Source organism: Plantibacter sp. Leaf314, from assembly GCF_001423185.1.
GTDB lineage: Bacteria > Actinomycetota > Actinomycetes > Actinomycetales > Microbacteriaceae > Plantibacter.
In genome coordinates this window covers 1,003,672-1,029,065 of sequence record NZ_LMOB01000001.1, presented here as the reverse complement: position 1 = coordinate 1,029,065, position 25,394 = coordinate 1,003,672, and the positions used below count along the sequence as shown (strand labels likewise).

Genomic DNA, 25,394 nt, shown 5'->3' with positions numbered 1-25,394 from the left:
CGCCCACCGTAGCGCAATCGGATGGGGGTGCAAAGGACGGCCGTCAGTCCCAGCGTGGGTCGTCGGGGTCGGGGGAGTCCTCGCCGTCGGCGTCGGTCATGACCGCCGCGCCGTCGATCCACGCCGTCAGTGCGTCACCGTGCAGCTGCTCGGGGGCCGGCGCGCCGAAGAGCTGCGGGTGCGTCACGGCAGCGAGTGGTGCGTCGCTCGCGAAGACGACGACGTTGCCGAGCGGCCCCTCGTCGTCGACCGGGTCGAAGTCGAGGACGACGGCCACATGCGCGAACACGGTCCGGAGGGTCGCCGCCTGGCGCCTGGCGTAGTCGAAGGGGCTGCCGTCGAGCAGGTTGACCGCGATCACACCGTCGGCTGCGGACCGCGCTGCGACCCGACGGTAGAACTCGAGGCTCGCGACCCGACGGTGGATCACCGCCGCATCCCAGAGGTCGACGACGGTCACCTTGGCGTCCCGCCACACCGTGCCGTCCGCGGCGGTGGCCGCGATGTCGTCGACCGGCTCGTCCGCCACGGCTCGGGCGTCGCCGAACCGGACCTCCACGCGCGAACCCTCCGGCAGCGGGAGCGCTTCGAGCATCGCGGCGTACAGCTCCGGCTCGAATTCGACGACGAGCTGCGGAGAGCCCGGTCGGGTCGCCTGCACGTAGCGGGGGAGCGTCAGCGCCCCGGCCCCGAGATGCACGGTGATGAGCGGCTCACCGGCCGGGCCCTCCGCGTCGATCACGCGGGCGATGTGCCGGATGTAGGGGTACTCGAGCGAGCGCGGGTCGGTGAGTGACACGACCGACTGCGGGATGTCGTCGACGGAGAGTTCGTAACGCTGCATGCGCTTGTCGAGGAGGGTGAGCCGCGCGTCGCGCTGGTCGAGCGGGAGCCGGCGGGAACGGGAGAACAGAGCCACCTGTGCAGCCTAGGGTGCACGGAGGCCGCGCGTCGCCGGAGCCGGTATCGTAGACCGGATATGGCACACCTTCTCGGCGCTGAAGCGCTCCACCTCGAGTACCCGACCAAAGTCGTCTTCGACGGCATCACGATCGGGGTGAACGAGGGCGACCGCATCGGCATCGTCGGCCGCAACGGCGACGGCAAGTCCACGCTCCTCGGTCTCCTCGCGGGCCGCAAGGAGCCCGACTCCGGTCGGGTCACCGTGCGCAACGGCGTCACGGTCGGCGTGCTCGACCAGTCCGACACCCTCGATCACGACAAGACCGTCGGCCAGACGATCGTCGGCGGGTTCTACGAGCACGAGTGGGCGGGCGACCCGAAGGTCCGCGACGTCATCTCCGGCCTCGCCTCCGACATCGCCTGGGACGCCCTCGTCGCCGATCTCAGCGGTGGTCAGCGTCGTCGGGTGGCGCTCGCGGCGCTCCTCGTCGGCGACCACGACATCCTCTTCCTCGACGAGCCGACCAACCACCTCGACGTCGAGGGCATCACCTGGCTCGCCGAACACCTGAACCGTCGGTGGTCCAGGAACTCGGGCGGCCTGCTCGTCGTGACCCACGACCGGTGGTTCCTCGACGCGATCTGCACCGCCACCTGGGAGGTGCACGACCGCATCGTCGAGCCCTTCGAGGGCGGGTACGCGGCGTACGTGCTCCAGCGCGTCGAGCGCGACCGCTCGGCAGCCGTGTCCGAGGCGAAGCGTCAGAACCTCATGAAGAAGGAGCTGGCGTGGTTGCGCCGCGGCGCTCCTGCACGGACGGCCAAGCCCAAGTTCCGCATCGAAGCGGCCAACGCGCTCATCGCCGACGAACCCCCGGTGCGGAACGCGGTCGAGCTCGCCGGTATGGCGACCGCCCGACTCGGGAAGGACGTCGTCGACATCCTCGACGTCACCGTGTCCTACGGCGACCGCACGATCATCAAGGACGTCGAGTGGCGCATCGCCCCGGGTGAGCGCACCGGCATCCTCGGCGTCAACGGCGCCGGCAAGTCGACGCTCCTCGGACTCGTCACCGGCGAGGTCGAGGCCACCGAGGGGCGTGTCAAGCGCGGCAAGACCGTGCAGGTCGCCACGCTGACGCAGCAGCTCGACGAGCTCGCCGAGTACGAGCAGGACCGCGTGAGCGACGTCATCGGACGCAAGCGCACGAGCTACGTCGCCGGTGGCAAGGAGATGACCCCCGGGCAGCTGCTCGAACGCCTTGGCTTCACGAGCGCCCAGCTGTCGACCCCGGTGAAGGACCTCTCGGGTGGCCAGCGTCGACGTCTGCAACTGCTGCTCATCCTGCTCGACGAGCCGAACGTCCTCGTCCTCGACGAGCCCACCAACGACCTCGACACGGACATGCTCGCGGCCATGGAGGACCTCCTCGACTCGTGGCCCGGCACCCTGCTCGTCGTCTCGCACGACCGGTACTTCCTCGAGCGCGTGACGGACCAGCAGTACGCGATCATGGACGGCCACTTCCGCCACCTCCCCGGTGGCATCGACCAGTACCTGAAGCTCAACGCCGGGACCGCCGGCAGCCGCTCGCAGGAGCACGACCGCCCGACGGCCTCGGGCGGCGGTCCGACGAAGAAGACGCCGAAGTTGAGCGGTGCGGAGCTGCGGAACGCGCAGCAGGAGATCAAGGCGATCGACCGCAAGCTCCACAAGCTCAACGGCCAGATCGAGCAGGCTCACGAGAAGGTCGCGGTCCACGACCAGAACGACTTCGCCGGGATCACGGCGCTCGGCGCCAAGATCCAGGCCATGTACGGCGAGATCGCCGACCTCGAGGTGCGCTGGCTGGAGCTGTCCGAGCTCGTCGAATAGTCGCCGTCGTCGACCGCGATCGACCGCGTCCGTCGCTCTGTTCCGAAGTGTTACGCACCGGTTCGTCATCCCTGCTAGGCCGACGTACCGTCGAATCAGCGTCCACCGGCGCGCACCACCCGAAAGAGGAATCACAGCAATGACCTTCTCGAAGAAGCTTCTGGCCGGACTGGCCATCATCCCCGCCATCGCGCTCCTCGCCGGATGCGCCGGCGGTTCAGGCGCCGCCGCCGAAGACAAGGGCACCGAGGCGAACCCCGTCAAGATCGGCGTCGTCGGCGCGAGCGACCCCTACTGGGAGACCTACAAGGAGGCCGCCGAGAAGGAGGGCATCTTCGTCGACATCGTCGACTTCGGTGAGTACACGCAGCCGAACCCCGCGCTCACCGAGGGCGAGATCGACATCAACCAGTTCCAGCACATCGTCTACCTCGCGCAGTACAACGAGGCCTCCGGCGAAGACCTCACGCCCATCGGTTCGACCGCGATCTACCCGCTCGGTCTCTACTCGACCAAGGTCGACAGCGTGAAGGACATCAAGAAGGGCGACACGATCGCCATCCCGAACGACGAGAGCAACCAGGCGCGCGCCCTCCTCGTCCTGCAGTCGGCCGGCCTCCTCGAGCTCAAGGACGGCGGCAACATCTTCTCGACGCCCGACGACATCATCGCCGACAAGTCGAAGGTCACGGTCACCTCGCTCGAGGCCTCGCTCACGCCGACCTCGCTGCCCGACGTCACCGGTGCGATCATCAACAACGACTTCATCAACGATTCCGGTCTGAAGGCGTCCGACGCGATCGCCGAGGACGACCCGTCCGACCCGAACGCCCTGCCGTACGTCAACATCTTCGCCGCGAAGGCCGCTGACGCCGACAACGAGACGTACGCGAAGCTCGTGAAGATCTACCAGGACACGAAGTCCGTCGTCGACGGCGTCGTGGAGAACTCCGGTGGCACGGCCGTGCCCCTGAAGACGCCGGTCAAGGACCTCGTGCAGTCGCTCGAGACCGTCCAGAAGGACATCAAGGCCAAGGGCTGATCCAGCGTCCGATGCGTTCCTGTGGGAGGCTGTCACCCGCCCCCGCAGGAACGCATCGTCGTTTCCCCGCCCGCTGACCGCCCCACCCCGAGGACACCCGCATGCCACTCGTCAGCCTCCGAGACGTCGCGAAACGCTACCCGTCTCCGCAGAAGGGCGCCCCACCGATCGCAGCGATCGACGGCGTCGACCTCGACATCGAGGCCGGTGACGTCTTCGGCATCATCGGCTACTCGGGAGCCGGGAAGTCCACGCTCGTGCGGCTCATCAACGCGCTCGAGCCGGCGACGTCCGGCAGCATCGTCGTCGACGGGACCGAGGTGACGACGCTCTCGGAGAGCGGACTGCGGCAGCTGCGACTCGGCATCGGGATGATCTTCCAGCAGTTCAACCTCTTCAACTCGAAGTCGGTCCGGAAGAACATCGCCTACCCCCTCGAGGTCGCCGGACGCTCACGCTCCGAGGTGCGCACGCGGGTGGACGAGCTCCTGAAGTTCGTCGGCCTCGCCGACAAGGCGGACAACTACCCGGACCAGCTCTCCGGCGGACAGAAGCAGCGCGTGGGCATCGCCCGGGCGCTCGCGACCTCGCCCCGGATCCTGCTCGCCGATGAGGCGACGAGCGCGCTCGACCCCGAGACGACGCAGGAGGTGCTCGCCCTGCTCAAGCAGGTCAATCGCGACCTCGGCGTCACGATCGTCGTGATCACCCACGAGATGGAGGTGATCCAGTCGCTCGCGACCAAGGTCGCCGTCATGGAGCGTGGCAAGGTCATCGAGCAGGGCGACGTCTTCGAGGTCTTCTCCGACCCGCAGCACGCGGCGTCGAAGCGCTTCGTCTCGACGGTCATCAAGGGTGTCCCGTCGCCGGCCGAGCTCGCCGTCCTCCAGGAACGCCACGTCGGCCGCATCGTCACCCTGTCCTTCCGTGACGGCGACGCGTCCCAGGCCGGCGTCTTCCTCACGCTCGCGCAGGCCGGCGTCGACTTCGAACTCGTCTACGGCGGCATCAACGACATCCAGGGGCGCGCGTTCGGGCACCTGACGCTCGCGCTCCGCGGCGACGACGCCACGATCGACGGGGCGTTGACCGCCATCGGATCGCAGGCCACCGTGACGGAGGTGCGCTGACATGGACGCCCTGATCGACCTCCTGCCGAAGCTCGGCGACGCGACCGTCGAGACCCTGTACCTCGTCTCCTTCAGCCTCCTCTTCGGTGGCATCGCCGGCCTCGTCGTCGGGACCGGTCTGTACGTCACCCGGCCCGGCAACCTCTACTCGCACCCGGTGCTCTACGGCGTGCTCAACGTGATCGTGAACATCTTCCGGCCGATCCCGTTCATCATCTTCCTGGCCGCCGCGCAGCCGCTCTCGCGACTTGTGATCGGCACCGGGATCGGGGCGAACGCCTTCATCTTCATCATCTCCCTGGCCGCGACCTTCGGTATCAGCCGCATCGTCGAGCAGAACCTGCTGACGGTGTCGCCCGGCGTCATCGAGGCCTCACGGGCCGCGGGCGCGAGCCGACTCCGGACGCTCCTGAGCATCGTCCTGCCGGAGGCGCTCGGGCCGCTGATCCTCGGTTACACCTTCGTGTTCGTCGTCATCGTCGACATGTCTGCGGTGGCCGGCTTCATCGGCGGCGGGGGGCTCGGCGCCTTCGCGATCCAGTACGGGTTCCGGCAGTTCGAGCCGGTCGTGACCTGGGCCGCGGTGATCATCATCATCCTGCTCGTCCAGCTCATCCAGTTCTTCGGCAACTGGTTGGCGCGGAAGGTCCTCCGCCGCTAGCTAGTCGAAGTCGAGGCTGAGCTTCCGGAGCAACACGGTCAGCCTGGTCTGCTCAGCGCCGCTCAGGCCACCCAGGAGGTCGGCCTCGGCGTCGACCAGCCTGGTGATGGCGGCGTCGACGGTGTTGAGGCCGGCGTTGGTCATCTGGACGAGGATGCCCCGGCCGTCGTTGGGGTCGCCCTGCCGCTCGACGAGTCCACGCTCGACGAGACGGTCGATGCGGTTCGTCATCGTCCCGCTCGAGACGAGCGTCTGCAGCAGGAGTGCCTTCGGGCTCAACCGGTACGGGGAACCGGCACGTCGGAGGGCGGCGAGGACGTCGAACTCCCAGGGCTCGAGGTTCGACCGGGTGAAGGCCGCCCGACGCGCACGGTCGAGGTGGCGGGACAGCCGGGCGACGCGCGAGAGGACCTGGAGTGGCGAGAAGTCGAGGTCCGGGCGCTCGCGGTTCCACGCGTCGACGATGCGGTCGACCTCATCGGTGCTAGCTGGCATCCCACCATTATCGAGGCACAGCGGCGACCGGGCCCGAATCGAGTGCCGGGTGCTGAATCGATGGTCGCCCATCCATGGCAGAATTGACCACGCTCCGCCGTCAGGCTGAGTGGTCCGCCATAGTGTAACGGCAGCACGGCAGCCTTTGGAGCTGTTCGGTCCAGGTTCGAATCCTGGTGGCGGAGCGACCGATCACCGACCGGGCGAGTGCCCGTACCGAGGGGGAGCACACGTGACCGACGACCGTCTGGCCATCATCATCCTGGCCGCTGGCCAGGGAACCCGCATGAAGTCGGCGACGCCGAAACTGCTGCATCCGCTCGGTGGCGTCCCGATCGTCGGGCACGTGCTCGCGACGGCGCGTTCGCTCGACGCCGCGCACGTCATCGCCGTCGTCCGCCACGAGCGCGACCGGCTCGTCGAGGCCATCGAGGCCGAACTCCCCGGCGCGACGATCGTCGACCAGGACGAGGTCCCCGGCACCGGCCGCGCGGTCGAGCAGGCGCTCGTGGCGCTGCCCGACGACTTCGACGGTGACGTCCTCGTCGTGAACGGCGACGTCCCGTTGCTGAACGCCGCGACGCTCACGACACTGATCGAACGCCACCGCAACCACGACGTCGCCGCGACGATCCTCTCGGCCGTGCCGGACGACGCGACGGGCTACGGGCGGATCATCCGGACCGACGCCGGGGCGCTCGACTACATCGTCGAGCAGAAGGACGCGACCGACGCCGAGCGTGCCGTGAACGAGATCAACGCCGGTGTCTACCTCTTCGGGGTGGGCCAGCTCCGCGACGCGTTGGCCGAGGTCACGACCGACAACGCGCAGGGTGAGAAGTACCTCACGGACGTCATCGGCCTGCTCCGGCGTGCCGGGTCCGAGGTCTCGGCGCTCCCGGTGAGCGACTCCTGGCTCGTCGAGGGCATCAACGACCGCGCGCAGCTGAGCGCCGCTGCGGCGAAGCTCAACGCCCTCCTCGTGCGCGCCTGGCAGCTCGCCGGCGTGACCGTCCAGGACCCGGCGACGACGTGGATCGACATCAAGGCGCGACTGCACGCCGACGTCACCCTGCTGCCGGGCACGCAGATCCTCGGAGCCACGGTCGTCGAGTCCGGCGCCACGATCGGTCCGGACACGACGCTCGTCGACACCGAGGTCGGTCCGGGTGCTCGGGTGCGCCGGACGGACGCGACGCTGTCGGTCATCGGCGCTGGTGCCGAGGTCGGCCCGTTCGCCTACCTCCGCCCCGGCACCGTGCTCGGCGAGCGCGGCAAGATCGGCACCTTCGTGGAGACGAAGAACGCCCAGATCGGCGAGGGCAGCAAGGTCCCGCACCTCAGCTACATCGGCGACACCGAGATCGGCGTCGAGTCGAACGTCGGCGCGGGCACCATCACCTCGAACTACGACGGCGTGCACAAGCACCGCACGACCATCGGGTCCCATGTCCGCACCGGTGCGCACAACACGCTCGTCGCTCCGGTCAGCGTCGGCGACGGCGCCTACTCGGGAGCCGGTTCGGTCATCCGCAAGGACGTCCCCGCCGGAGCGCTCGCCCTGACGGTCGCACAGCAGCGGAACGTCGAAGGCTGGGTCGAGCAGAAGCGCCCGGGTACCGCGGCGGCGTCGGCTGCAGCCGCGGCGACCGCGCCTCCGGCCGTGGATCCCGTGTCGGGCGACTCGGCTGCGGCTGGTAACGTCGACTCGTGAGTGAGGCCGGAGGATTCCGGCAGAAGGCAGGGTCTGTGTCAGGCATCACGGCGGACAACAAGAAGCAGCTGGTCCTCGTCTCCGGACGAGCCCACCCGGAACTCGCCGAGGCGATCGCCGCAGAACTCGATTCCGAGCTCCTGCCCACCGACGCCAGGACCTTCGCCAACGGCGAGATCTATGCGCGGTACGACGAGAGCATCCGCGGGACCGACGTCTTCGTCATCCAGTCCCACACCGCTCCGATCAACGAGTGGCTCATGGAGCAGCTCATCATGGTCGATGCGGCGAAGCGGGCGAGCGCGAAGCGCATCACCGTCGTCGCCCCGTTCTACCCGTACGCCCGCCAGGACAAGAAGGGTCGTGGCCGSGAGCCGATCTCGGCCCGTCTCGTCGCCGACCTCTTCAAGGCCGCCGGTGCCGACCGCATCATGTCGGTCGACCTCCACGCCGCGCAGATCCAGGGCTTCTTCGACGGCCCCGTCGACCACCTCTTCGCCATGCCGGTCCTCCTCGAGCACTTCCGCGCGAAGCTCGACCCGTCGACGCTGACCGTCGTCTCGCCCGACATGGGCCGTGTCCGCGTCGCCGACATCTGGAGCGACAAGCTCGGTGCGCCCCTCGCGATCATCCACAAGCGTCGCGACCCGCTGGTGCCGAACCAGGTCAGCGTCCACGAGATCGTCGGACAGGTCGAAGGGCGTGTGTGCCTCCTCGTCGACGACCTCATCGACACCGGTCGCACGATCGTCAAGGCGGCCGAGGCGCTCAAGAACGCTGGAGCGATCGGCGTCGTCGTCGCCGCCACGCACGCCGTGTTCTCCGACCCCGCGGTCGAGCTCCTGCAGAGCGAAGCGATCGACTCCGTCGTCGTCACCGACACGCTGCCGGTCGACGAGGCGAAGCGCTTCGACAAGCTCACCGTCCTCTCGATCGCCCCGCTCATCGCCCGCGCGATCCACGAGGTCTTCGACGACGGCTCCGTGACGAGCATGTTCGACGGCGCCGCATAAGGCCGAACCGCCAGAGTGACGCGAAACGCCCGGTCCGTCACGGACCGGGCGTTTCGCGTGCCGCCGGAGAGCCGGAGCAACGCAGAACGCCCGGTCCGAGGAGGACCGGGCGTTCCGCGTGTTCAGGGGCTGGGAGCTAGTGGCTCGAGCCCTCCTGCTCGACCTCGCTGCGGTCGCCCGACCACAGCGTGTGGAAGGTGCCGTCGAGGTCGACGCGCTTGTAGGTGTGCGCGCCGAAGAAGTCGCGCTGCCCCTGCACGAGCGCTGCGGGCAGACGCTCGGCGCGGAGCCCGTCGTAGTACGACAGCGACGAGGAGAACGCGGGGGAGGGGATCCCGGCCTGGGCGGCCGCGACGACCACGCGACGCCAGCTGTCCTGCGCCTCGGCGACGGCATCGCTGAAGTACGGTGCCGTCACGAGGGCGACGAGCTCGGGGTTCTCCTCGTAGGCCTCCGTGATGCGGTTGAGGAACTGCGCACGGATGATGCAGCCACCGCGCCAGATCTTCGCGATCTCGCCCTTCTTGATGTCCCAGCCGTACTGCTCGGCGCCGGCGACGATCTCGTCGAAGCCCTGCGAGTAGGCGATGATCTTCGAGGCGTAGAGGGCCTGGCGCACGTCCTCGACGAACTGGTCGGGGTCGGCGACCGTCCACTCCTCGGAGGGGCCGGCGAGCTCACGGGCCGCGGCGCGCTGCGCCGGCTTCGACGAGAGCGAGCGGGCGAACACGGCCTCGGCGATGCCGGACACCGGGATACCGAGGTCGAGGGCCGTCTGCACCGTCCAGGCTCCAGTGCCCTTGGCACCGGCCTGGTCGAGGATGACGTCGATGAGCGGCTGCCCGGTCTTCGCATCCACCTGCTTGAGGACCTCGGCGGTGATCTCGATGAGGTAGCTCTCGAGGGTGCCGCGGTTCCACTCGGCGAAGATCTCCGCGATCTCGGCGGGCGACTTGCCCGTTCCACGGCGGATGAGGTCGTAGGCCTCGGCGATGAGCTGCATGTCGGCGTACTCGATGCCGTTGTGGATCATCTTCACGAAGTGACCGGCGCCGTCGGTGCCGACGTGGGTCACGCACGGCTCGCCCTCGGCGACCGCGGCGATCGACTTGAGGATCGGGCCGAGGGTCTCCCACGCCTCGGCGGAGCCGCCAGGCATGATCGAGGGACCCTTCAGGGCGCCCTCCTCGCCACCGGAGATGCCGGCGCCGACGAAGTTGATGCCCGTCTCGCGAACCGCGTGCTCGCGACGGATGGTGTCGGTGAAGAGCGCGTTGCCGCCGTCGACGATGATGTCGCCCGGCTCGAAGACCTCGGTGAGCTGCTGGATGACGGCGTCGGTGCCCTTGCCCGCCTGCACCATGATGATCGCCGTCCGCGGCTTCGACAGCGAAGCGGCGAACTCCTCGATGGTCTTCGACGCCACGAAACCGGCCTCGGGGTGCTCGGAGACGAGCAGCTCGGTGCGTTCGGGGGAGCGGTTGTACACGGCGACCGTGTTGCCCTCGCGGCTCGCCAGGTTGCGAGCGAGGTTGCTGCCCATGACGGCCAGACCGACGACGCCGATGTTGGCGTGCGCTTCGGCGGTGTTCACCATGTGGTTCTCCTTCAGAGTGGGTGATGCGGGAGGCGTTCCGAGTGCTCGGGGCTCGATCCGGCGGCGGTGTGACAGCAGTGACGCCCTCGTCGATCCGGGCACGGCCCGTGCTGCAACCGTAGCAAAGGGAGGTGTTCCCGCACCTCTCAATGACCTCCGAGGGCGGTGCGGTCCTGGGTCGATCAGGTGGGCTCCGACGGCGGTCGGGTATCGTGCTGTCCTGGTCGGACGAGCCGGCCACCGGTCACGGGCCGGAGACCGCAGGGGGTTCCGTGTGAATGCACCGCTCGTCGTCGTCATGGGCGTGTCCGGGTCCGGGAAGAGTACGACGGGCGTCCTCATCGCCGATCGGCTGGGTGTGCCGTTCGTCGATGCCGACGCGCTGCACCCGCTCGAGAACGTCCGCAAGATGGCGGCGGGGACACCGCTCGAGGATCCCGACCGGTGGCCGTGGTTGGCCCTCGTGGGCAAGGCGCTCGCCGACGCCGAGGACACCGGGCTCGTGATGGCCTGCTCGGCGCTCCGCCGCGTGTACCGCGAGGCGATCCTCGCGGAGGCGCCGGGCGTGCGGTTCGTCCTGCTGCACGGCTCGCGCGAGGTGCTCGGCCGCCGCATGGAGGGCCGGAGCGGGCACTTCATGCCGCCGTCGCTGCTCGACTCGCAGTTCGCGCTGCTCGAGGAGCTCGACGCCGACGAGCCGGGGTTCATCGTCGACGTCGACGCGACCGTCGACGAGATCGTGGACGAGGCGGTCGCGGGCCTCCAGGCCGTGCGGTAGACTCTCCCATTGAACTTCGGCGAGGGAAGCGGCCCGTGGCAGCTTCCGTGATCGACGCGGTGGTCTGGCTTCCGGCTTTTCCTCACGCAGATACGCGTTCGAGTTGACTCATCCATTCCGCCGCGCAGCGTCGCGGCACGACCAACCGGGTGCAAGACCCGTGAGGAGAACATCATGTCTGAAGACCTGAAGGTAGCCGCGGAACTCCGCGAATCGTTCGGTAAGGGCGCAGCCCGCAAGCTCCGTGCCCTCGGCAAGATCCCGGCCGTGCTCTACGGCCACGGCACCGAGCCCGTGCACGTCTCACTGCCCGGCCACCAGATGCTGCTCATCCTCCGCAAGTCGAACGCGGTCCTCGAGCTCGACATCGACGGCAAGGGCCAGCTCGCCCTGGTGAAGGACGTCCAGAAGGACCCCGTGCGCCAGATCATCGAGCACCTCGACCTCATCGTCGTCAAGAAGGGCGAGAAGGTCCAGGTCGACATCCCCGTGACCATCGAGGGCGAGTCCGCCGCAGGCACCATCCTCAACCAGGACGCCACCACGGTCAGCCTCGAGGTCGAGGCCACCCACATCCCCGAGCGCGTCACCATCAGTGTCGAGGGCCTCGAAGAGGGCGCCCAGATCCTGGCCGGCGACCTCGAGCTCCCGAAGGGCGCGTCGCTCATCACCGAGGCCGACGTCCTCATCGTCGCGATCACCGTGCCGTCCGCTCCGGCCGACGAGGAGACGGAGGCCGCTGAGGCCGCCGCCGAGGAGACCGCAGCCGAGGCCGCAGAGTAGTCACCACCCCAGCAGACGAACCTGTCGCCCGCCGGCCCCGATAGTCTCGGGGCATGGCAGGCGGCAGGTTCGCTCGGTTTCTGGCCGGTCTCACCGGGCGTACCGAGGCGTTCGATCAGGAAGGCAGCATGGCTGCAGACACATGGCTCGTCGTCGGGCTCGGCAACCCTGGCGAGCAATACGCCCGCAACCGGCACAACGTCGGACAGATGGTCCTCGACGAACTCGCGAAGCGGATCGGTGGCACCTTCAAGAGCCACAAGGGCAACGCCCGCGTGGCGGAGGGACGACTCGTCCCCGGAGGCCCGAAGCTCATCCTCGCGAAGCCGAACAGCTACATGAACCTGTCCGGTGGGCCGACCGCGGCGCTCGCCCAGTTCTTCTCGGTGGAGCCCGACCACGTCATCGCCGTCCACGACGAGCTCGACATCCCGTTCGACTCCATCAAGCTCAAGCAGGGCGGCGGCCACGGTGGCCACAACGGCATCCGCGACATCGCTGCGGCCCTGAAGACTCCGGAGTTCTCGCGGGTGCGCGTCGGCATCGGCCGCCCGCCCGGCCGTCAGGACGCAGCCGACTTCGTCCTCAAGGACTTCGCGGGGACGGAGCGGGAGCAGCTTCCGATGCTCGTCTCCGATGGGGCGGACGCTGTCGAGCTCCTCGTGTCCGAAGGGCTCCTCGCGGCCCAGACCCGGTTCCACGGGGCCTGACCCCCGCGAGCTGCGGGGTCGTCGGCGCCACGGTGGTGTCCCGGGGCCGGGTCACCGGGTAGACGACTCCGGCGTGGACGTCGGTCGGGCTCGCACGTACCGGGAGAGCAGCAGGTCCTCCGAACGCAGGAGGTGCTGCAGGTGGAACCCGCGCGGCGCCGCCGGCGATGGCCCGGCCGAGATCCGCGAGCTCTGGCCACCGACGAGGGTCGGGCTGATCGTCAGGCAGAACTCGTCGACGGCGTCCGCGTCGATGAACGAGCCGAACAGCGCCGGCCCGCCCTCGCAGAGGATCTGCCGCAGGCCGCGTTCCGCGAGCGCCTCGACCACCCTCGCCGGTTCGACGTGTTCGTCGCCGCACACGACGACGTCGGCGACCGCTTCGATCGCCGCACGCTTCGCCGGGTCGGCCCGATCCGTCGTGACGACGAGCGGGCGGACGGGAGCGAGGGTGAAGACGTCCGAGCGGAGGTCGAGGTCGAGCGAACCGGAGACGATCGCGAACACGGGGTGCAGCGGGAGGTCGTGTTCGTCCCGCCAGGTCGCGGCGTCGACGTCGAGGCGCATCGCCCCGTACCCTTCGTCGCGTACCGTGCCCGCTCCGACGAGGACGACGTCCGCGAGCCGGCGCAGGATGTCGAACACGACCTTGTCGGCCGGTCCGCCGAGGTCTCCGGAGACGCCGTCGACGGTCGCGCCGCCGTCGAGGCTCGCCACGAAGTTGACGCGGACCGTCGTGGCGGCGCGATCGTCGACGGTGTACGCGGCCACGAGGTCGTCGATCGACATGGCCTCGTCCCGTCCGGGGACGAGACTGGTGATGGTGGGGGTGCTCATCGGGCTCCTCGAGGGGTGTGGGTCAGAGGTTGTGGACGGGCGCGACCGGCGCGCGGAAGCCGAGGATCGCCTCGACCATGCGCACGGCGGCGATGGACTCCGGCACGGCGTGCATGCGCACGATGCGAGCACCGAGCAGGATGCAGGCGGTCGCCGCGGCGAGTGACCCTTCGAGGCGCTCCGTCTTCGGGCGGTCCAGGGATTCGCCGATGAAGTCCTTGTTCGACACGGCGGCGAGCGTCGGGAAGCCGAGTGCGGCGATCTCACCCAGGTGGCGGGTCAGTTCGAGCGTCTGCACCGTGGTCTTGTTGAGGTCGTGGCCCGGGTCGACGATGAGTCGGGACTCGGGGACGCCGTGTGCGATCGCGAGCTCCACCCGGTCGGCGAGGAACGCGGCGACCTCGCGCGCGACGTCGTCGTAGTGCGGCCGAGGGTGCGGCTGCCGGGGCTTCGCCAGGCTGTGCGTGATGACGAGGGTCGCCTCGCTCGCGGCGACCACGTCGGCGAGTGCCGGATCGTGGATGCCGGTCGTGTCGTTGATGACGGAGGCGCCGGCCGCGATGCAGGCGGCGGCGACCTCGGGGCGGAAGGTGTCGACGGAGATCACGACGTCGCTGCGAGCGGCGAGCGCCTCGACCACCGGGAGGACCCGGTCCAGTTCCTCGGCCGCCGGGATCTCCGGACCGGGGGCGAACTTCGCGCCGCCGATGTCGACCCAGTCCGCGCCCTGTTCTGCGGCCGTCACCGCCGCCTCGACGGCGCGGTCGAGCGAGAACGTCGCGCCCTGGTCGAAGAAGGAGTCGGGGGTGCGGTTGATGATCGCCATGACCGCGACCTGCTTCGAGAAGTCGAACGTCCGTGCGCCGATCCGGCGGATCGGCTGACGGATGGGCGGGAGGGGGAAGCCGCGAACCGGCTCCACCGCTGCGTACTGGTCGGGCCGGGGCTCCGTGCTGGTCATGCCTCAATCATGGCGCGTCAGGCGGACCGGGACGGCGCATGGGGCGTCGTCCGCAGCCGATTGACAGCGGTGGCGGACGGGCCCGTCCGGTCACCGGTGTCGGTGGCTCGGCGTAGGCTGTCCCGGTGACGCTTCAGGGTTTGACTCACGCGCTTCGGCGCGCCGCAACGATCGACGACGCCCTTGCGTATGCGGGCAAGAGCGCGGACTTCTCCGTGATCGACGGCCTCCGTGCCCCGCTCCTCGCGGCGCTCATGGACGAACGCGGTCGCCAGGGTGCATCTCAGGCGGCCCTCGTCGTGACGGCGACCGGCCGCGACTCGGAGCGGCTCCGCTCCGCGCTCAGCGACCTCATGCCGGAAGCCGAGATCGTGGAGTTCCCCGCCTGGGAGACGTTGCCGCACGAGCGCCTCAGCCCGAGCGCGGAGATCGTCGGACGACGACTCGAGGCGCTGCGGCGGCTCGGCGCCTGGACCGGCGAGCGTCCGTTCCTCCTCGTGGCGTCGGTCCGAGCGGCCCTCCAGCCCGTGGCGGACAACCTCACCGACACCGCCCCGATCGAGCTCGTCCAGGGAGGCCGCGGGCACGACCTGGCCGCCATCGCCCTCCGGCTCGTCGAGCTGGCGTACACCCGCGTCGACATGGTGTCCCGGCGCGGCGAGTTCGCGCTGCGCGGCGGCATCCTCGACGTCTTCCCGCCCGTCGCGGACCACCCCTACCGGGTCGAGTTCTTCGGCGACGAGGTCGACGGCATCCGGGCGTTCTCGGTGGCCGACCAGCGCTCGCTGCCCGAGCCGGTCGACGCCATCCGCCTGCCGCCGTCGCGTGAGCTGCTCCTCAGTCCGGCCGTCCGGCAGCGCGCCGCGGAGATGCAGCACGAGTTCCCGAGCCTGACCGGCATCCTCGAGAAGATCGCGGAGGGCATCGCCGTCGAGGGCATGGAGTCGCTCACCCCGGCGCTCGTCGACCGCCTCGTGCCGCTGACGCACTACCTGCCGGACGGAGCGGCCGTGGCCGTCGTCTCACCGGAGCGCGTCGTGACGCGCTCGATCAGCCTCGCCGAGACGAACCGCGAGTTCCTCGCCGCCGCCTGGAGCGCGGCGACCGTGGGGGCGAACGCGCCGATCGACCTCGCGTCCGGCGACTTCATGTCGCTCGGGGCGCTGAAGGACTCCGTCACGTTCAGTGCACCAGGGGCTCCGGCCCCCGACCACCCGTGGTGGACCCTCAGCGGTTTCCGTGCCGGGCCGGACGTCGAGACGCTCCCCGAGCACCTCGAACTCGACGAACTGCTCACGGTCACGGTCGAGGGCGACACGGTGCCGAGTTTCCACGGCAACGTCGAGGGCGCCATCGAGCACGTCGCCGCCCGCGTCCGTGAGGGCTGGACGGTCATCGTCGCCGCGCGCGGGGTCGGCCTCGTCGAGCGAGCCGCCGACGTCCTCGCCGAGCACGAGATCGCCGCACGCATGGTCGACGAGCTGCCCGCCGACCCCGAGCCCGGGGTCGCCTACCTGCTGCAGGCCGACGTCGAGGGCGGCTTCGAGCTCGAGTCATCGAAGCTCATGCTGCTCGGCGAGACCGAGTTCTACGGGCGGACCGCCGGCTACGACTCGCGACTCGTCAAGAAGCTCGCCACCCGCCGGAAGAACGTCGTCGACCCGATGCAGTTGCGCTCGGGCGACTTCGTCGTGCACCAGACCCACGGCATCGGCAAGTTCGTCGAGATGACCCAACGGGAGGTCTCGAGCGGTGGCCGCAACCCCGTGAAGAGCACGCGTGAGTACCTCGTGCTCGAGTACGCGCCGTCGAAACGCGGGTACCCGGGCGACAAACTGCTCGTCCCCACCGACCAGCTCGACCTCCTCACGCGCTACGTCGGCGGCGAGGCCCCGCAGCTGAGCAAGATGGGCGGCAGCGACTGGTCCCAGGCCAAGAGCAAGGCGCGCAAGGCCGTCCGCGACATCGCGGTCGAGCTCGTCAAGCTGTACTCGGCCCGCATGGCGTCGAAGGGGCACGCCTTCGGGCCCGACACCCCGTGGCAGCGCGAGCTGGAGGAGGCGTTCCCGTTCGCGGAGACGCCCGACCAGCTGCAGACCATCGACGAGGTCAAGGCCGACATGGAGCGGGAGATCCCGATGGACCGCCTCCTGTCCGGCGACGTCGGGTTCGGCAAGACGGAGGTCGCCGTCCGGGCGGCGTTCAAGGCGGTCCAGGACGGCAAGCAGGTCGCGATGCTCGTGCCGACGACGTTGCTCGTCAAGCAGCACTTCGAGACCTTCCAGGAGCGCTTCGCCGGATTCCCGGTGCACCTCCGACCGCTCAGCCGGTTCCAGAGCGACAAGGAGGCGAAGGAGGCGCTCGCCGGACTGGCGGACGGCACCGTCGACGTCATCATCGGCACCCACCGCCTGCTGACCGACAAGGTGCACTTCAAGGACCTCGGTCTCGTGATCATCGACGAGGAGCAGCGGTTCGGCGTCGAGCACAAGGACGCCCTCAAGAAACTGAAGACGAACGTCGACATCCTGGCGATGAGCGCGACGCCGATCCCGCGCACGCTCGAGATGGCCGTCACCGGCATCCGGGAGATGTCGACCCTGGCGACGCCGCCGGAGGACCGGCACCCCATCCTGTCGTTCGTCGGGCCGTACAACGGCAAGCAGGTCTCGGCGGCGATCCGGCGCGAACTCCTCCGCGAGGGGCAGATCTTCTTCGTCCACAACCGTGTGTCGTCGATCAGCCGGGTCGCGGCCGACCTCGCCGAGCTCGTCCCGGAGGCGCGGATCGCGATCGCGCACGGCCAGCTGGGCGAGGCCGCACTCGAACAGGTCGTCGTCGACTTCTGGGAGCGCCGCTTCGACGTCCTCGTCTGCACGACGATCATCGAGACCGGCCTCGACATCTCGAACGCGAACACGATCATCATCGACCGCGCCGACAAGTACGGCCTGAGTCAGCTGCACCAGCTCCGTGGGCGGGTCGGGCGCGGTCGCGAGCGCGCCTACGCGTACTTCCTCTACGACGAGCACAAGCCCCTCTCCGAGACCGCCCACGACCGCCTGTCGACGATCGCGGCCAACAACGAGCTCGGCAGCGGCATGCAGGTCGCGCTCAAGGACCTCGAGATCCGGGGCGCCGGCAACATGCTGGGTGGCGAGCAGGCGGGGCACATCGCCGGTGTCGGGTTCGACCTCTACCTCCGCATGATCGGCGAGGCCGTGTCCACCTTCCGCGGTGACGTCGCCGAGGGCCAGACGGAACTCCGGCTGGAACTGCCGGTCGACGCGCACATCCCCGAGGAGTACGTGGACAGCGAGCGCCTGCGGCTCGAGGCCTACCAGAAGCTGTCCGCCGCCTCCGGTCCCGCCGCGAAGGACGGCCAGATCGACCTCGTCATCGACGAGCTCACCGACCGCTACGGCGAACCGCCGGCGCAGGTGAGCACGCTCGTGGCGGTCTCACGGCTGCGGCAGCGGGCGCAGCGTTCCGGACTCAGCGACCTCATCGCCGTGGGGCCGAACCTCCGGGTCACGCCCGCCGATCTGCCGGATTCGATCCAGACCCGGTTGCGTCGCATGTACCCCGGTGCGAAGTACCTGGCGCAGACGAACACCGTCATCGTGCCCTTGCCGCGGGTGGGTGATGAAGCCTTGGCCGACACGGACCTCATCGCGTGGGTGCAGCAGTTCCTCAACGCGATCTACCCGCTGCCGGAGGTACCTGCGGCCGAGACGCCGCGGTCCTGATGGGACTTCGGGACGACGAGATCGGCACCCGCGGCTGATCCGACAGGTGTCGTTCATTCCTAGCGTGGAGGGATGAAGAAGTTCCTCCGCATCGTCCTCACCGGGGTCGTGGCGCTCGTCGCGCTCGTGCTCGCCGGGCTCCTCACGACCACCATCGTCAACACCGCCACATCGGCTTCCGAGGCCACGCGCATCGAGGACTACGGGCAGCGGGTCGAGGTCGACGGCAGACGCATGAACGTCCAGGTGGCGGGGGAGGGTCAGCAGACGATCGTCCTGCTGCCGGGCTTCGGCACCGGTTCGCCCGTGCTCGACTTCTCGCCGCTCACCGACGAGCTGTCCGCGACGTACCGGGTGGTCGTCGTCGAGCCGCTCGGGTACGGGCTCAGCGACCAGACCGACGCGCCCCGCACGACCGCGAACATCGTCTCCGAGATCCACGAGGCCGTCTCCGAGCTCGGCATCGACCGGTACGTGCTCATGGGGCACTCGATCGCCGGGATCTACGCACTGGACTACGTCGAGCGGTTCCGTGACGAGGTGACGGCGTTCGTCGGTATCGACAGCAGCGTCCCCGACCAGCCCGGGATGGACGCGGCCCTGCCGGTCGACGCCCTGCGCGCGGCCAAGGCGCTCGGTATCACCCGTCTCGTCACGGCGCTGTCGGGAGACCCCTACCCGGATCCGCCCTACGAGCAGCACACCCGGGAGCAGCTCGGGATGATCTCGCAGCGGAACACCTCGAGTGCCACGTCGTCGGACGAGATGTCCCGCATCGCGGCGAACTTCCGCGCGGCGAAGGGGAAGACCTTTCCGAGCGACCTCCCGGTGCTGCTGTTCGTGCAACGTCACAACCCGACGGTGGAGGGCTGGCTCCCGCTGCACGAGGACCAGGCGGCGAGCGTCATCCGCGGCGAGGTCGTCCCGCTCGACGCCGACCACTACCTGCACCACACGAGATCGCCCGAGATCGCGGCCGGGGTCGGGCGTTTCCTCGCCGCAGCCGGCGTCGATGAGCCGGCCGTCCCGCCCCGCGGGTGATCGGTCGGCGGACGTATGCTGGGGCGCACGATCCCGTCGAGTCGGAGGAACCCATGGCGACCAGCACCCGGACGATCCAAGACCCGGAGACGGTCGTCGCCGACACCGTGGCCCGGCTCCGACAGGCCTTCGACCGCGGAGCGACGAAGCCCCTCGCCTGGCGCATCCGGCAGCTCCGTGCGGTGAAGCAGCTGCTGCTCGAGCGCGGGGACGAGTTGGAGCGGGCGCTCGCCACTGACCTGGGCAAGAGCGGCACGGAGGCGCAGATCACCGAGATCGGTCTCCTCATCAGTGAGCTCGACCACACGCTGAAGCACCTGAAGCGCTGGGTCAAGCCGCGGCGGGTGGCCGTGCCGCTGACCCTCGCGCCGGCCTCCGCGTCGGTCGTGGCGGAGCCGGTCGGCGTCGTCCTCGTGATCGGGCCGTGGAACTATCCGGTCCAACTGTCCCTCGGCCCGATGATCGGAGCGCTCGCCGCCGGGAACGCCGTCCTGCTGAAACCGAGCGAGCTCGCCCCCGCGACGAGCGCGGCGCTCGCCCGGCTGCTCCCCGAGTACCTCGACGACCGCGCGGTCGCGGTCGTCGAGGGCGATGCGGAGGTCGCCACCGCCCTCCTCGCCGAACGGTTCGACCACCTCTTCTACACGGGAGGGGCCCCCGTCGGGCGGGTCGTCGCCAGGGCGGCGGCGGAGCACCTGACGCCGATCACCCTCGAACTCGGTGGCAAGTCGCCGGTCTACATCGATGACACGGTCGACCTCGCGGACGCCGCCCGACGGATCATGTGGGGCAAACTCATGAACGCTGGACAGACCTGCGTCGCCCCCGATTACGTGCTCGCCACGAAATCCGTGGCCGACCGGCTGGTCCCGTACCTGCGCGATGCGGTCGCGCACCTCTACGGCGCCGATCCCGCCGGGAACGCCGACTACGGTCGCATCATCTCCGACCGACACTTCGGGCGGGTCAGCGGCCTCCTCGGCGGACTGGAACCGGTCATCGGCGGTGTGGTGGATGCATCACAGCGGTACATCGCCCCGACGGTCGTGAACGGCGTCGACGCGTCCGCCGCGATCATGCAGGAGGAGATCTTCGGGCCGATCCTGCCGATCCTCCACGTGTCGGGTCTCGAGCAGGCCATCGCCCACATCCGCGCGGGGGAGAAGCCGCTCGCGCTCTACGTCTTCAGCGACGACGCGACCACCCGCCGCCGATTCACCCGGGACACCTCGTCCGGGGCCCTCGCCTTCGGCGTCCCGGCCGCCCACCTGATGGTCCCCGGACTGCCGTTCGGTGGCGTGGGAGCGAGCGGGATGGGCGCGTACCACGGTCGCCACTCCTTCGACACGTTCAGCCACGCCAAGGCGGTGTTCTCCAAGCCCCTCTCGCCCGACACCCTGTCGCTCGTCTATCCGCCGTTCACCGAAGCCAGGGACCGCATCGTACGGCTGCTGTCCCGGACCGGGCGCGCGGGTGACGCTCGTCTCGGCGGACCGCGCCGATGAGCAGTGTGCCTGTCGGCGACACCTCCGGTGCGCGCCTCGTCGACGCGATGCGCCAGATCCGCGACCGGTGCGTGTGGACGCAGGGCATCGACCACCGGATGCTCGTCCCGTACCTGATCGAGGAGAGCTACGAACTCGTCGAAGCCGTCGAGGCGGGGTCGCGCGAGGATCTCGTCGAGGAGCTCGGTGACGTGCTGTGGCAGGTCGTCTTCCACGCGGAGATCGCGTCACGCGACCCGGACGCACCGTTCGACTTCGACGACGTCGCCGAAGCGGTCACCCGCAAGATGGTCCACCGGCACCCGCACGTCTTCGGTGACGAGCAGGCACCGACCCCGGAGGACGTCCTGCGGGTCTGGAACGCGGCGAAGGCGACCGAGAAGGCGCAGCGGGCGAGCGCCCTCGAGGGGATCCCACAGGCGATGCCCTCGCTCGCCCTCGCCGACAAGGTGCTCGGCCGGGCCGCCTCGCTCGGCGTGCGGCCGGAGCCCGAGGTGGAGCGGTTCGCCGACGAGGACGCCCTCGGCGACCACCTCCTCGCCGTGGTCGCCGCGGCGAAGGCCGACGGGCTCGACGCCGAGCGGGCGCTGCGCACCGCGGTCCGTCGGCTCAGTGCACGGGTCCTCGACGCCGAGCGCCCCGGTGCGGCACCGACGACGGCCGACCGGGACGGCTGATCGCCGGTCACACCCTCACTGGACACCGTCGGCGCCGTGCCAGAATTGAGGCATGGCTGCTCCAGTGAACCCGCCGCGCGGCATGCGTGACTTCCTCCCCGCCGACAAGGCCCGTCGGGAGCACGCGCTGGGCACCATCCGCCGGGTGTTCACCGCGCACGGCTTCGACGAGATCGAGACGCCGGTGGTCGAGGAGTACGACCGCCTGCACTCCGGGCTCGGCGGCGACAACGAGAAGATGGCGTTCAACATCCTCCGGCGCAAGCTCACGCCGGAGGCCATCGTGGCCGCGGCCGAGAACCAGACCGAGCTCACCGACCTCGGGTTGCGGTTCGACCTCACGGTGCCGCTCGCGCGGTTCTACGCCTCGCACCGGGCGGAGCTGCCACCGGTGTTCCGCTCCATCCAGATCGCGCCGGTCTGGCGCGGCGAGCGGCCGCAGCAGGGCCGGTACCGCCAGTTCGTGCAGTGCGACATCGACATCATCGGCGAAGCCTCGAACCTCGCCGAGGCCGAGCTCATCACCGCGACGCTCGCGACCCTGGTCGAACTCGGGATCACCGGGTCCACGGTGCGCATCAACGACCGCCGCCTGCTGATCGGCATGCTCGACGCCCTGGGCTTCCCCGCCGAGACGCACGCGCAGGTGCTCATCACGATCGACAAGCTCGACAAGATCGGCGAGGCGGGTGTGGTCGCCGAGCTCCGCGGACGTGGAGTCGACGAAGCGGCGGTGGACGCCCTCGAGGCCTTCTTCTCCCGTCCGCAGACGATGGAGTTCAACACCTTCGGCGAACGCGCGATCCGGAAGGCCCTGCCGGCCGGTGCGGACGACACCGTGGTGGCGGAGCTCGACGCACTCGGCAAGGCCGTCGCTGCGGCGAGCCCGCTCCAGGGCCAGCCGGCCGACCCGTTCGCGAACCCTCTCGTCTTCGACCCCTTCCTCGTCCGCGGGATGGGCTACTACACGGGTGCGATCTTCGAGATCGCCCACCCGGATCTCGGATACTCGCTCGGTGGTGGCGGTCGCTACGACGGGATGATCGGTCGCTTCCTCGGTCAGGATGTGCCCGCCGCCGGGTTCTCGATCGGGTTCGAGCGCATCGTGGACCTCGTCGAGCTCCCGAGCGACGCCGCCGGGGAGTCCGTCGTCCTCGTGCACGACCGCGACGTCGCCCCGGCCACGCTCGTCGCGCTCAAGGCGAGACTCGTCGCCGAGGGTCGCCGCGTCCGCCTCGAGGCACGGGTGAAGAACCTCCGAGCGCTCCTCGAGCGCGTGACGGCGGCCGGGTTCGGTTCCTTCGCCTTCGTGGCGGCGGACTCGACGCGCGAATCGCTCGAGTTCAAGCCGCTCGACTGAGCCTCCGCGCGACGAGGTCCGCGACGCACGGCGCGCTTCCGAGCGCCTGCCCAGCTCTTCGGGGCAGGATGGAGCATTCCGACGGAACCGCACCGCGAGGTGGACGCCCGCTCACGACCCCTCGACCGAAGAACTGGTTCCGATGACCGCCATGGCCTCCCCGCCGCGCTCGCGCCGCGCGCCGGAGACGGCCGTCCCCGTCCGCCGCGGCGTCGGTCGTGTCCGTCGCAAGGCGACCACGATCGCGTTGCTCGTGGGCGTCCCGCTCGCGCTCCTCACGGCCGCACACGCGCTCGTGCCGGATGTCCTCGGCCTGGGCCTCGTGTGGGACAACGCGTTGCCGTGGACCTGGGTCGTGCTCCCCGTCCTCGCCCTCCTGGTGCTCGTGGCGCGCACGCCGGGAGCCGTCATCGGCCTGCTCGCCCCGACGCTCGTCTGGGGCTTCCTGTTCGGGCCGGGCGTCGTCCCGCTGGGCGATGCGCGGCAAGCCGTCCCGGCGGCGGCAGCACTGTCCGTCGCCAGCCAGAACCTCGGTCCCGAGGGCGACCCGGCGGTGATCGCGGGCTCGCTCGCGGCGAGCGGGGCGGACCTCATCGCGCTGCAGGAGATCGAGGACCAGGACCGAGAGCCTCTCGCGGCGACCCTCGACGCCGCCTACCCGTACTCCGTCGTCACCGGGACCGTCGGCCTCTGGAGTCGATATCCGATCGAGGACTCGGTCGGCCTGAAGCTCGGCCTCGACTGGTATCGGGCGATCAACGCCGTCGTGGAGACGCCGGCGGGTGCGGTGAGCGTCTACGTGATCCACGCGGACTCCGCCCGCCCCGGCGCGCACGCCGAGCGCGACGTGATGCTCGAGGAACTGGCGGAGGCCGTCGCGGCGAACACCAGGGACCGCGTCGTCGTCATGGGCGACTTCAACGCCTCCGCCTCCGACCGCGCGCTCGCCGCGTTGCAGAGCGAGGTCTCGGAACCGAATCAGAGCGAGGGCGGGTTCGGCCTCACCTGGCCGGCGGGCACCCCGCTCATGCGACTCGACCACGTGTTCGTGCGCGGCATGGTCGCGACCCACAACGCCGTCGGCGACGCGCAGGGGAGTGACCACCACGGCATCGTCTCGAGCTTCCGCCTCGACCGCTGAGGCGTGTCACCCGTCGACGGACCGGGGCCCTGCGCCCGTTCAGCCGATGTCACTAGACTGAGCGCGGGCGGCCGTCGTACCCGTCCCACGTCCCAATCCCCACAAGGAGAACATCAGTGGCACTCATCGAGGCAGTAGGCGCTCGCGAAATTCTCGACTCCCGAGGCAACCCGACCGTCGAGGTCGAGGTGCTCCTGGAGGACGGCACGGTCAGTCGTGCAGCAGTCCCGTCCGGCGCATCGACCGGTGCGTTCGAAGCGTACGAGCTGCGTGACGGCGATGCCGCACGGTACCTCGGCAAGGGTGTCGAGAAGGCGGTCGACGCCGTCCTCGACGAGATCGGCCCGGCCCTCGAGGGCATCGAGGCGGACGACCAGCGTCTCGTCGACCACACCATGATCGAGCTCGACGGCACCGAGAACAAGAGCCGCCTCGGCGCGAACGCCATCCTCGGCGCCAGCCTCGCGGTCGCCCGTGCCGCTGCGGACTCCGCGGACCTCTCGCTCTACCGGTACGTCGGCGGCGCCAACGCCCACGTCCTGCCCGTCCCGATGATGAACATCATCAACGGTGGCTCGCACGCCGACACCGGCGTCGACATCCAGGAGTTCATGATCCTGCCGATCGGTGCTCCGAGCTTCCGTGAGGCGCTCCGCTGGGGCACCGAGACGTACCACACGCTGAAGGGCCTGCTGAAGTCGAAGGGCTTCGCCACCGGCCTCGGCGACGAGGGCGGCTTCGCCCCCGACTTCGAGCACAACCGCGCAGCCCTCGACTTCATCGTCGAGGCCATCGAGCAGGCCGGCTTCACGGTCGGCACCGACATCGCGCTCGGCCTCGACGTCGCCTCCAGCGAGTTCTACAAGGAGGGCGCCTACCAGTTCGAGGGCAAGGCGCTCAACAGCACCGAGATGACCGCGTACTACGCCGACCTCGTCGCGAACTACCCGCTCATCACGATCGAGGACCCGCTGGCCGAGGACGACTGGGCCGGGTACGCCCACCTCACGCCGGAGCTTGGTTCCAAGGTCCAGATCGTCGGCGACGACCTGTTCGTCACGAACCCGAAGCGTCTCGCCGACGGCATCGCCAAGGGTGCGGCGAACTCGCTGCTCGTCAAGGTCAACCAGATCGGTACGCTCACCGAGACGCTCGACGCGGTCTCGCTCGCGCAGCGCTCCGGCTACACCACGATCCTCTCGCACCGCTCCGGTGAGACCGAGGACACCACGATCGCCGACCTCGCCGTCGCCACGAACGCGGGCCAGATCAAGACCGGTGCGCCTGCACGCAGCGAGCGGGTCGCGAAGTACAATCAGTTGCTGAGGATCGAAGAGGAGCTGGGCCAGGCAGCCGTCTACGCCGGCCGCAGCGCCTTCCCCCGGTTCACCGCCTAAGCATCGTCACCTGAAGGCTCTCAG

General features: G+C 69.6%; 21 protein-coding genes and 1 tRNA gene. 17 read left to right on the top strand and 5 right to left on the bottom strand.

All coding sequences use genetic code 11. The annotated features are described in order from the left end of the window. Nucleotides 1-43: 43 nt before the first annotated feature. Nucleotides 44-919, bottom strand: a complete 876-nt coding sequence (locus ASF68_RS04795) for a spermidine synthase (protein WP_056007504.1) — start codon at nucleotides 917-919, stop codon at nucleotides 44-46. 60 nt (nucleotides 920-979) lie between these two features. Between ASF68_RS04795 and ASF68_RS04790 the strand changes: the two genes are divergently transcribed. The 4 genes from ASF68_RS04790 (at nucleotide 980) to ASF68_RS04775 (ending at nucleotide 5,612) form a co-directional block, all read left to right on the top strand. After that, a complete protein-coding gene (locus tag ASF68_RS04790; RefSeq protein ID WP_056007501.1) occupies nucleotides 980-2,779 on the top strand; it encodes an ABC-F family ATP-binding cassette domain-containing protein in 1,800 nt (599 codons plus the stop codon). 139 nt (nucleotides 2,780-2,918) lie between these two features. Next, nucleotides 2,919-3,821 carry a MetQ/NlpA family ABC transporter substrate-binding protein gene (locus ASF68_RS04785; RefSeq protein WP_056007498.1) on the top strand — a complete coding sequence of 301 codons (903 nt, stop codon included), beginning with the start codon at nucleotides 2,919-2,921 and terminating at the stop codon, nucleotides 3,819-3,821. 101 nt (nucleotides 3,822-3,922) lie between these two features. After that, the gene (locus tag ASF68_RS04780; RefSeq protein WP_056007496.1) at nucleotides 3,923-4,951 is read left to right on the top strand and encodes a methionine ABC transporter ATP-binding protein; all 1,029 of its coding nucleotides are present in this window, start codon (nucleotides 3,923-3,925) and stop codon (nucleotides 4,949-4,951) included. A gap of 1 nt (nucleotide 4,952) precedes the next feature. Next, nucleotides 4,953-5,612, top strand: a complete 660-nt coding sequence (locus ASF68_RS04775) for a methionine ABC transporter permease (RefSeq protein WP_056007493.1) — start codon at nucleotides 4,953-4,955, stop codon at nucleotides 5,610-5,612. Here the strand turns inward: ASF68_RS04775 and ASF68_RS04770 are convergent, their stop codons facing one another. Beyond that, nucleotides 5,613-6,107 carry a MarR family winged helix-turn-helix transcriptional regulator gene (locus tag ASF68_RS04770; protein WP_056007489.1) on the bottom strand — a complete coding sequence of 165 codons (495 nt, stop codon included), beginning with the start codon at nucleotides 6,105-6,107 and terminating at the stop codon, nucleotides 5,613-5,615. It abuts the gene before it with no gap. Nucleotides 6,108-6,220: 113 nt separating this feature from the next. Between ASF68_RS04770 and ASF68_RS04765 the strand changes: the two genes are divergently transcribed. From ASF68_RS04765 to ASF68_RS04755, 3 genes are all read left to right on the top strand, one after another. After that, nucleotides 6,221-6,292: transfer RNA gene (locus tag ASF68_RS04765), tRNA-Gln, on the top strand. A 47-nt stretch (nucleotides 6,293-6,339) separates the two neighbouring features. Beyond that, nucleotides 6,340-7,821 (top strand): bifunctional UDP-N-acetylglucosamine diphosphorylase/glucosamine-1-phosphate N-acetyltransferase GlmU, encoded by a 1,482-nt coding sequence (gene glmU / locus ASF68_RS04760; RefSeq protein WP_056007487.1) that lies wholly within the window; start codon nucleotides 6,340-6,342, stop codon nucleotides 7,819-7,821. A gap of 35 nt (nucleotides 7,822-7,856) precedes the next feature. Next, entirely contained in the window at nucleotides 7,857-8,834 is a 978-nt protein-coding gene (locus ASF68_RS04755) for a ribose-phosphate diphosphokinase (protein WP_056007484.1), read from the top strand. Nucleotides 8,835-8,970: 136 nt separating this feature from the next. On the opposite strand, the gene gndA is transcribed toward ASF68_RS04755, so the two are convergent. After that, nucleotides 8,971-10,431, bottom strand: a complete 1,461-nt coding sequence (gndA, locus tag ASF68_RS04750; protein WP_056007481.1) for an NADP-dependent phosphogluconate dehydrogenase — start codon at nucleotides 10,429-10,431, stop codon at nucleotides 8,971-8,973. A gap of 274 nt (nucleotides 10,432-10,705) precedes the next feature. Here gndA and ASF68_RS04745 point away from each other — a divergent pair, with 274 nt between their 5' ends. The 3 genes from ASF68_RS04745 to pth all read left to right on the top strand — a co-directional run bounded on the left by ASF68_RS04745 (nucleotide 10,706) and on the right by pth (nucleotide 12,702). Next, nucleotides 10,706-11,209 carry a gluconokinase gene (locus tag ASF68_RS04745; RefSeq protein WP_235522562.1) on the top strand — a complete coding sequence of 168 codons (504 nt, stop codon included), beginning with the start codon at nucleotides 10,706-10,708 and terminating at the stop codon, nucleotides 11,207-11,209. A gap of 174 nt (nucleotides 11,210-11,383) precedes the next feature. Then, on the top strand, nucleotides 11,384-11,992 hold the full coding sequence (locus ASF68_RS04740) for a 50S ribosomal protein L25/general stress protein Ctc (protein WP_056007478.1): 609 nt from the start codon (nucleotides 11,384-11,386) through the stop codon (nucleotides 11,990-11,992). A gap of 128 nt (nucleotides 11,993-12,120) precedes the next feature. Beyond that, complete coding sequence (pth, locus tag ASF68_RS04735) at nucleotides 12,121-12,702, top strand: aminoacyl-tRNA hydrolase (RefSeq protein ID WP_056007476.1); 582 nt, start codon at nucleotides 12,121-12,123, stop codon at nucleotides 12,700-12,702. Between the two features lie 51 nt (nucleotides 12,703-12,753). Here the strand turns inward: pth and ASF68_RS04730 are convergent, their stop codons facing one another. Together ASF68_RS04730 and folP are read right to left on the bottom strand one after the other, a co-directional pair. After that, nucleotides 12,754-13,539 carry a pyrimidine reductase family protein gene (locus ASF68_RS04730; RefSeq protein ID WP_056007473.1) on the bottom strand — a complete coding sequence of 262 codons (786 nt, stop codon included), beginning with the start codon at nucleotides 13,537-13,539 and terminating at the stop codon, nucleotides 12,754-12,756. A gap of 22 nt (nucleotides 13,540-13,561) precedes the next feature. After that, on the bottom strand, nucleotides 13,562-14,500 hold the full coding sequence (gene folP, locus ASF68_RS04725) for a dihydropteroate synthase (RefSeq protein WP_082455875.1): 939 nt from the start codon (nucleotides 14,498-14,500) through the stop codon (nucleotides 13,562-13,564). 125 nt (nucleotides 14,501-14,625) lie between these two features. Between folP and mfd the strand changes: the two genes are divergently transcribed. From mfd to eno, 7 genes are all read left to right on the top strand, one after another. Further along, a complete protein-coding gene (gene mfd / locus ASF68_RS04720; RefSeq protein ID WP_056007470.1) occupies nucleotides 14,626-18,249 on the top strand; it encodes a transcription-repair coupling factor in 3,624 nt (1,207 codons plus the stop codon). Between the two features lie 72 nt (nucleotides 18,250-18,321). Continuing rightward, entirely contained in the window at nucleotides 18,322-19,290 is a 969-nt protein-coding gene (locus ASF68_RS04715; RefSeq protein WP_056007467.1) for an alpha/beta fold hydrolase, read from the top strand. Nucleotides 19,291-19,343: 53 nt separating this feature from the next. Then, nucleotides 19,344-20,795: an aldehyde dehydrogenase family protein gene (locus ASF68_RS04710; protein WP_056007464.1), complete on the top strand. Its 1,452-nt coding sequence runs from the start codon at nucleotides 19,344-19,346 to the stop codon at nucleotides 20,793-20,795. Next, nucleotides 20,792-21,472 carry a MazG family protein gene (locus tag ASF68_RS04705; protein ID WP_056007461.1) on the top strand — a complete coding sequence of 227 codons (681 nt, stop codon included), beginning with the start codon at nucleotides 20,792-20,794 and terminating at the stop codon, nucleotides 21,470-21,472. Before ASF68_RS04710 ends, ASF68_RS04705 begins: the two co-directional genes overlap by 4 nt. A gap of 52 nt (nucleotides 21,473-21,524) precedes the next feature. Then, nucleotides 21,525-22,832 (top strand): histidine--tRNA ligase, encoded by a 1,308-nt coding sequence (hisS, locus tag ASF68_RS04700; RefSeq protein ID WP_082455874.1) that lies wholly within the window; start codon nucleotides 21,525-21,527, stop codon nucleotides 22,830-22,832. Between the two features lie 142 nt (nucleotides 22,833-22,974). Beyond that, nucleotides 22,975-23,973, top strand: a complete 999-nt coding sequence (locus ASF68_RS04695) for an endonuclease/exonuclease/phosphatase family protein (RefSeq protein ID WP_056007456.1) — start codon at nucleotides 22,975-22,977, stop codon at nucleotides 23,971-23,973. Between the two features lie 116 nt (nucleotides 23,974-24,089). After that, on the top strand, nucleotides 24,090-25,370 hold the full coding sequence (gene eno / locus ASF68_RS04690) for a phosphopyruvate hydratase (RefSeq protein ID WP_056007454.1): 1,281 nt from the start codon (nucleotides 24,090-24,092) through the stop codon (nucleotides 25,368-25,370). The last annotated feature ends 24 nt before the right edge of the window (nucleotides 25,371-25,394 follow it).

Excerpts from the sequence above, each read along its gene's own strand:
- ASF68_RS04780 (WP_056007496.1), top strand. The coding sequence starts at position 3,923 with ATGCCACTCGTCAGCCTCCGAGACGTCGCGAAACGCTACCCGTCTCCG.
- ASF68_RS04705 (WP_056007461.1), top strand. The coding sequence starts at position 20,792 with ATGAGCAGTGTGCCTGTCGGCGACACCTCCGGTGCGCGCCTCGTCGAC.
- gndA (WP_056007481.1), bottom strand. The coding sequence starts at position 10,431 with ATGGTGAACACCGCCGAAGCGCACGCCAACATCGGCGTCGTCGGTCTG.
- ASF68_RS04715 (WP_056007467.1), top strand. The coding sequence starts at position 18,322 with ATGAAGAAGTTCCTCCGCATCGTCCTCACCGGGGTCGTGGCGCTCGTC.
- ASF68_RS04785 (WP_056007498.1), top strand. The coding sequence starts at position 2,919 with ATGACCTTCTCGAAGAAGCTTCTGGCCGGACTGGCCATCATCCCCGCC.
- ASF68_RS04695 (WP_056007456.1), top strand. The coding sequence starts at position 22,975 with ATGACCGCCATGGCCTCCCCGCCGCGCTCGCGCCGCGCGCCGGAGACG.
- ASF68_RS04770 (WP_056007489.1), bottom strand. The coding sequence starts at position 6,107 with ATGCCAGCTAGCACCGATGAGGTCGACCGCATCGTCGACGCGTGGAAC.
- ASF68_RS04775 (WP_056007493.1), top strand. The coding sequence starts at position 4,953 with ATGGACGCCCTGATCGACCTCCTGCCGAAGCTCGGCGACGCGACCGTC.
- pth (WP_056007476.1), top strand. The coding sequence starts at position 12,121 with ATGGCTGCAGACACATGGCTCGTCGTCGGGCTCGGCAACCCTGGCGAG.
- hisS (WP_082455874.1), top strand. The coding sequence starts at position 21,525 with ATGGCTGCTCCAGTGAACCCGCCGCGCGGCATGCGTGACTTCCTCCCC.
- ASF68_RS04730 (WP_056007473.1), bottom strand. The coding sequence starts at position 13,539 with ATGAGCACCCCCACCATCACCAGTCTCGTCCCCGGACGGGACGAGGCC.
- ASF68_RS04710 (WP_056007464.1), top strand. The coding sequence starts at position 19,344 with ATGGCGACCAGCACCCGGACGATCCAAGACCCGGAGACGGTCGTCGCC.
- ASF68_RS04790 (WP_056007501.1), top strand. The coding sequence starts at position 980 with ATGGCACACCTTCTCGGCGCTGAAGCGCTCCACCTCGAGTACCCGACC.
- folP (WP_082455875.1), bottom strand. The coding sequence starts at position 14,500 with ATGACCAGCACGGAGCCCCGGCCCGACCAGTACGCAGCGGTGGAGCCG.
- ASF68_RS04740 (WP_056007478.1), top strand. The coding sequence starts at position 11,384 with ATGTCTGAAGACCTGAAGGTAGCCGCGGAACTCCGCGAATCGTTCGGT.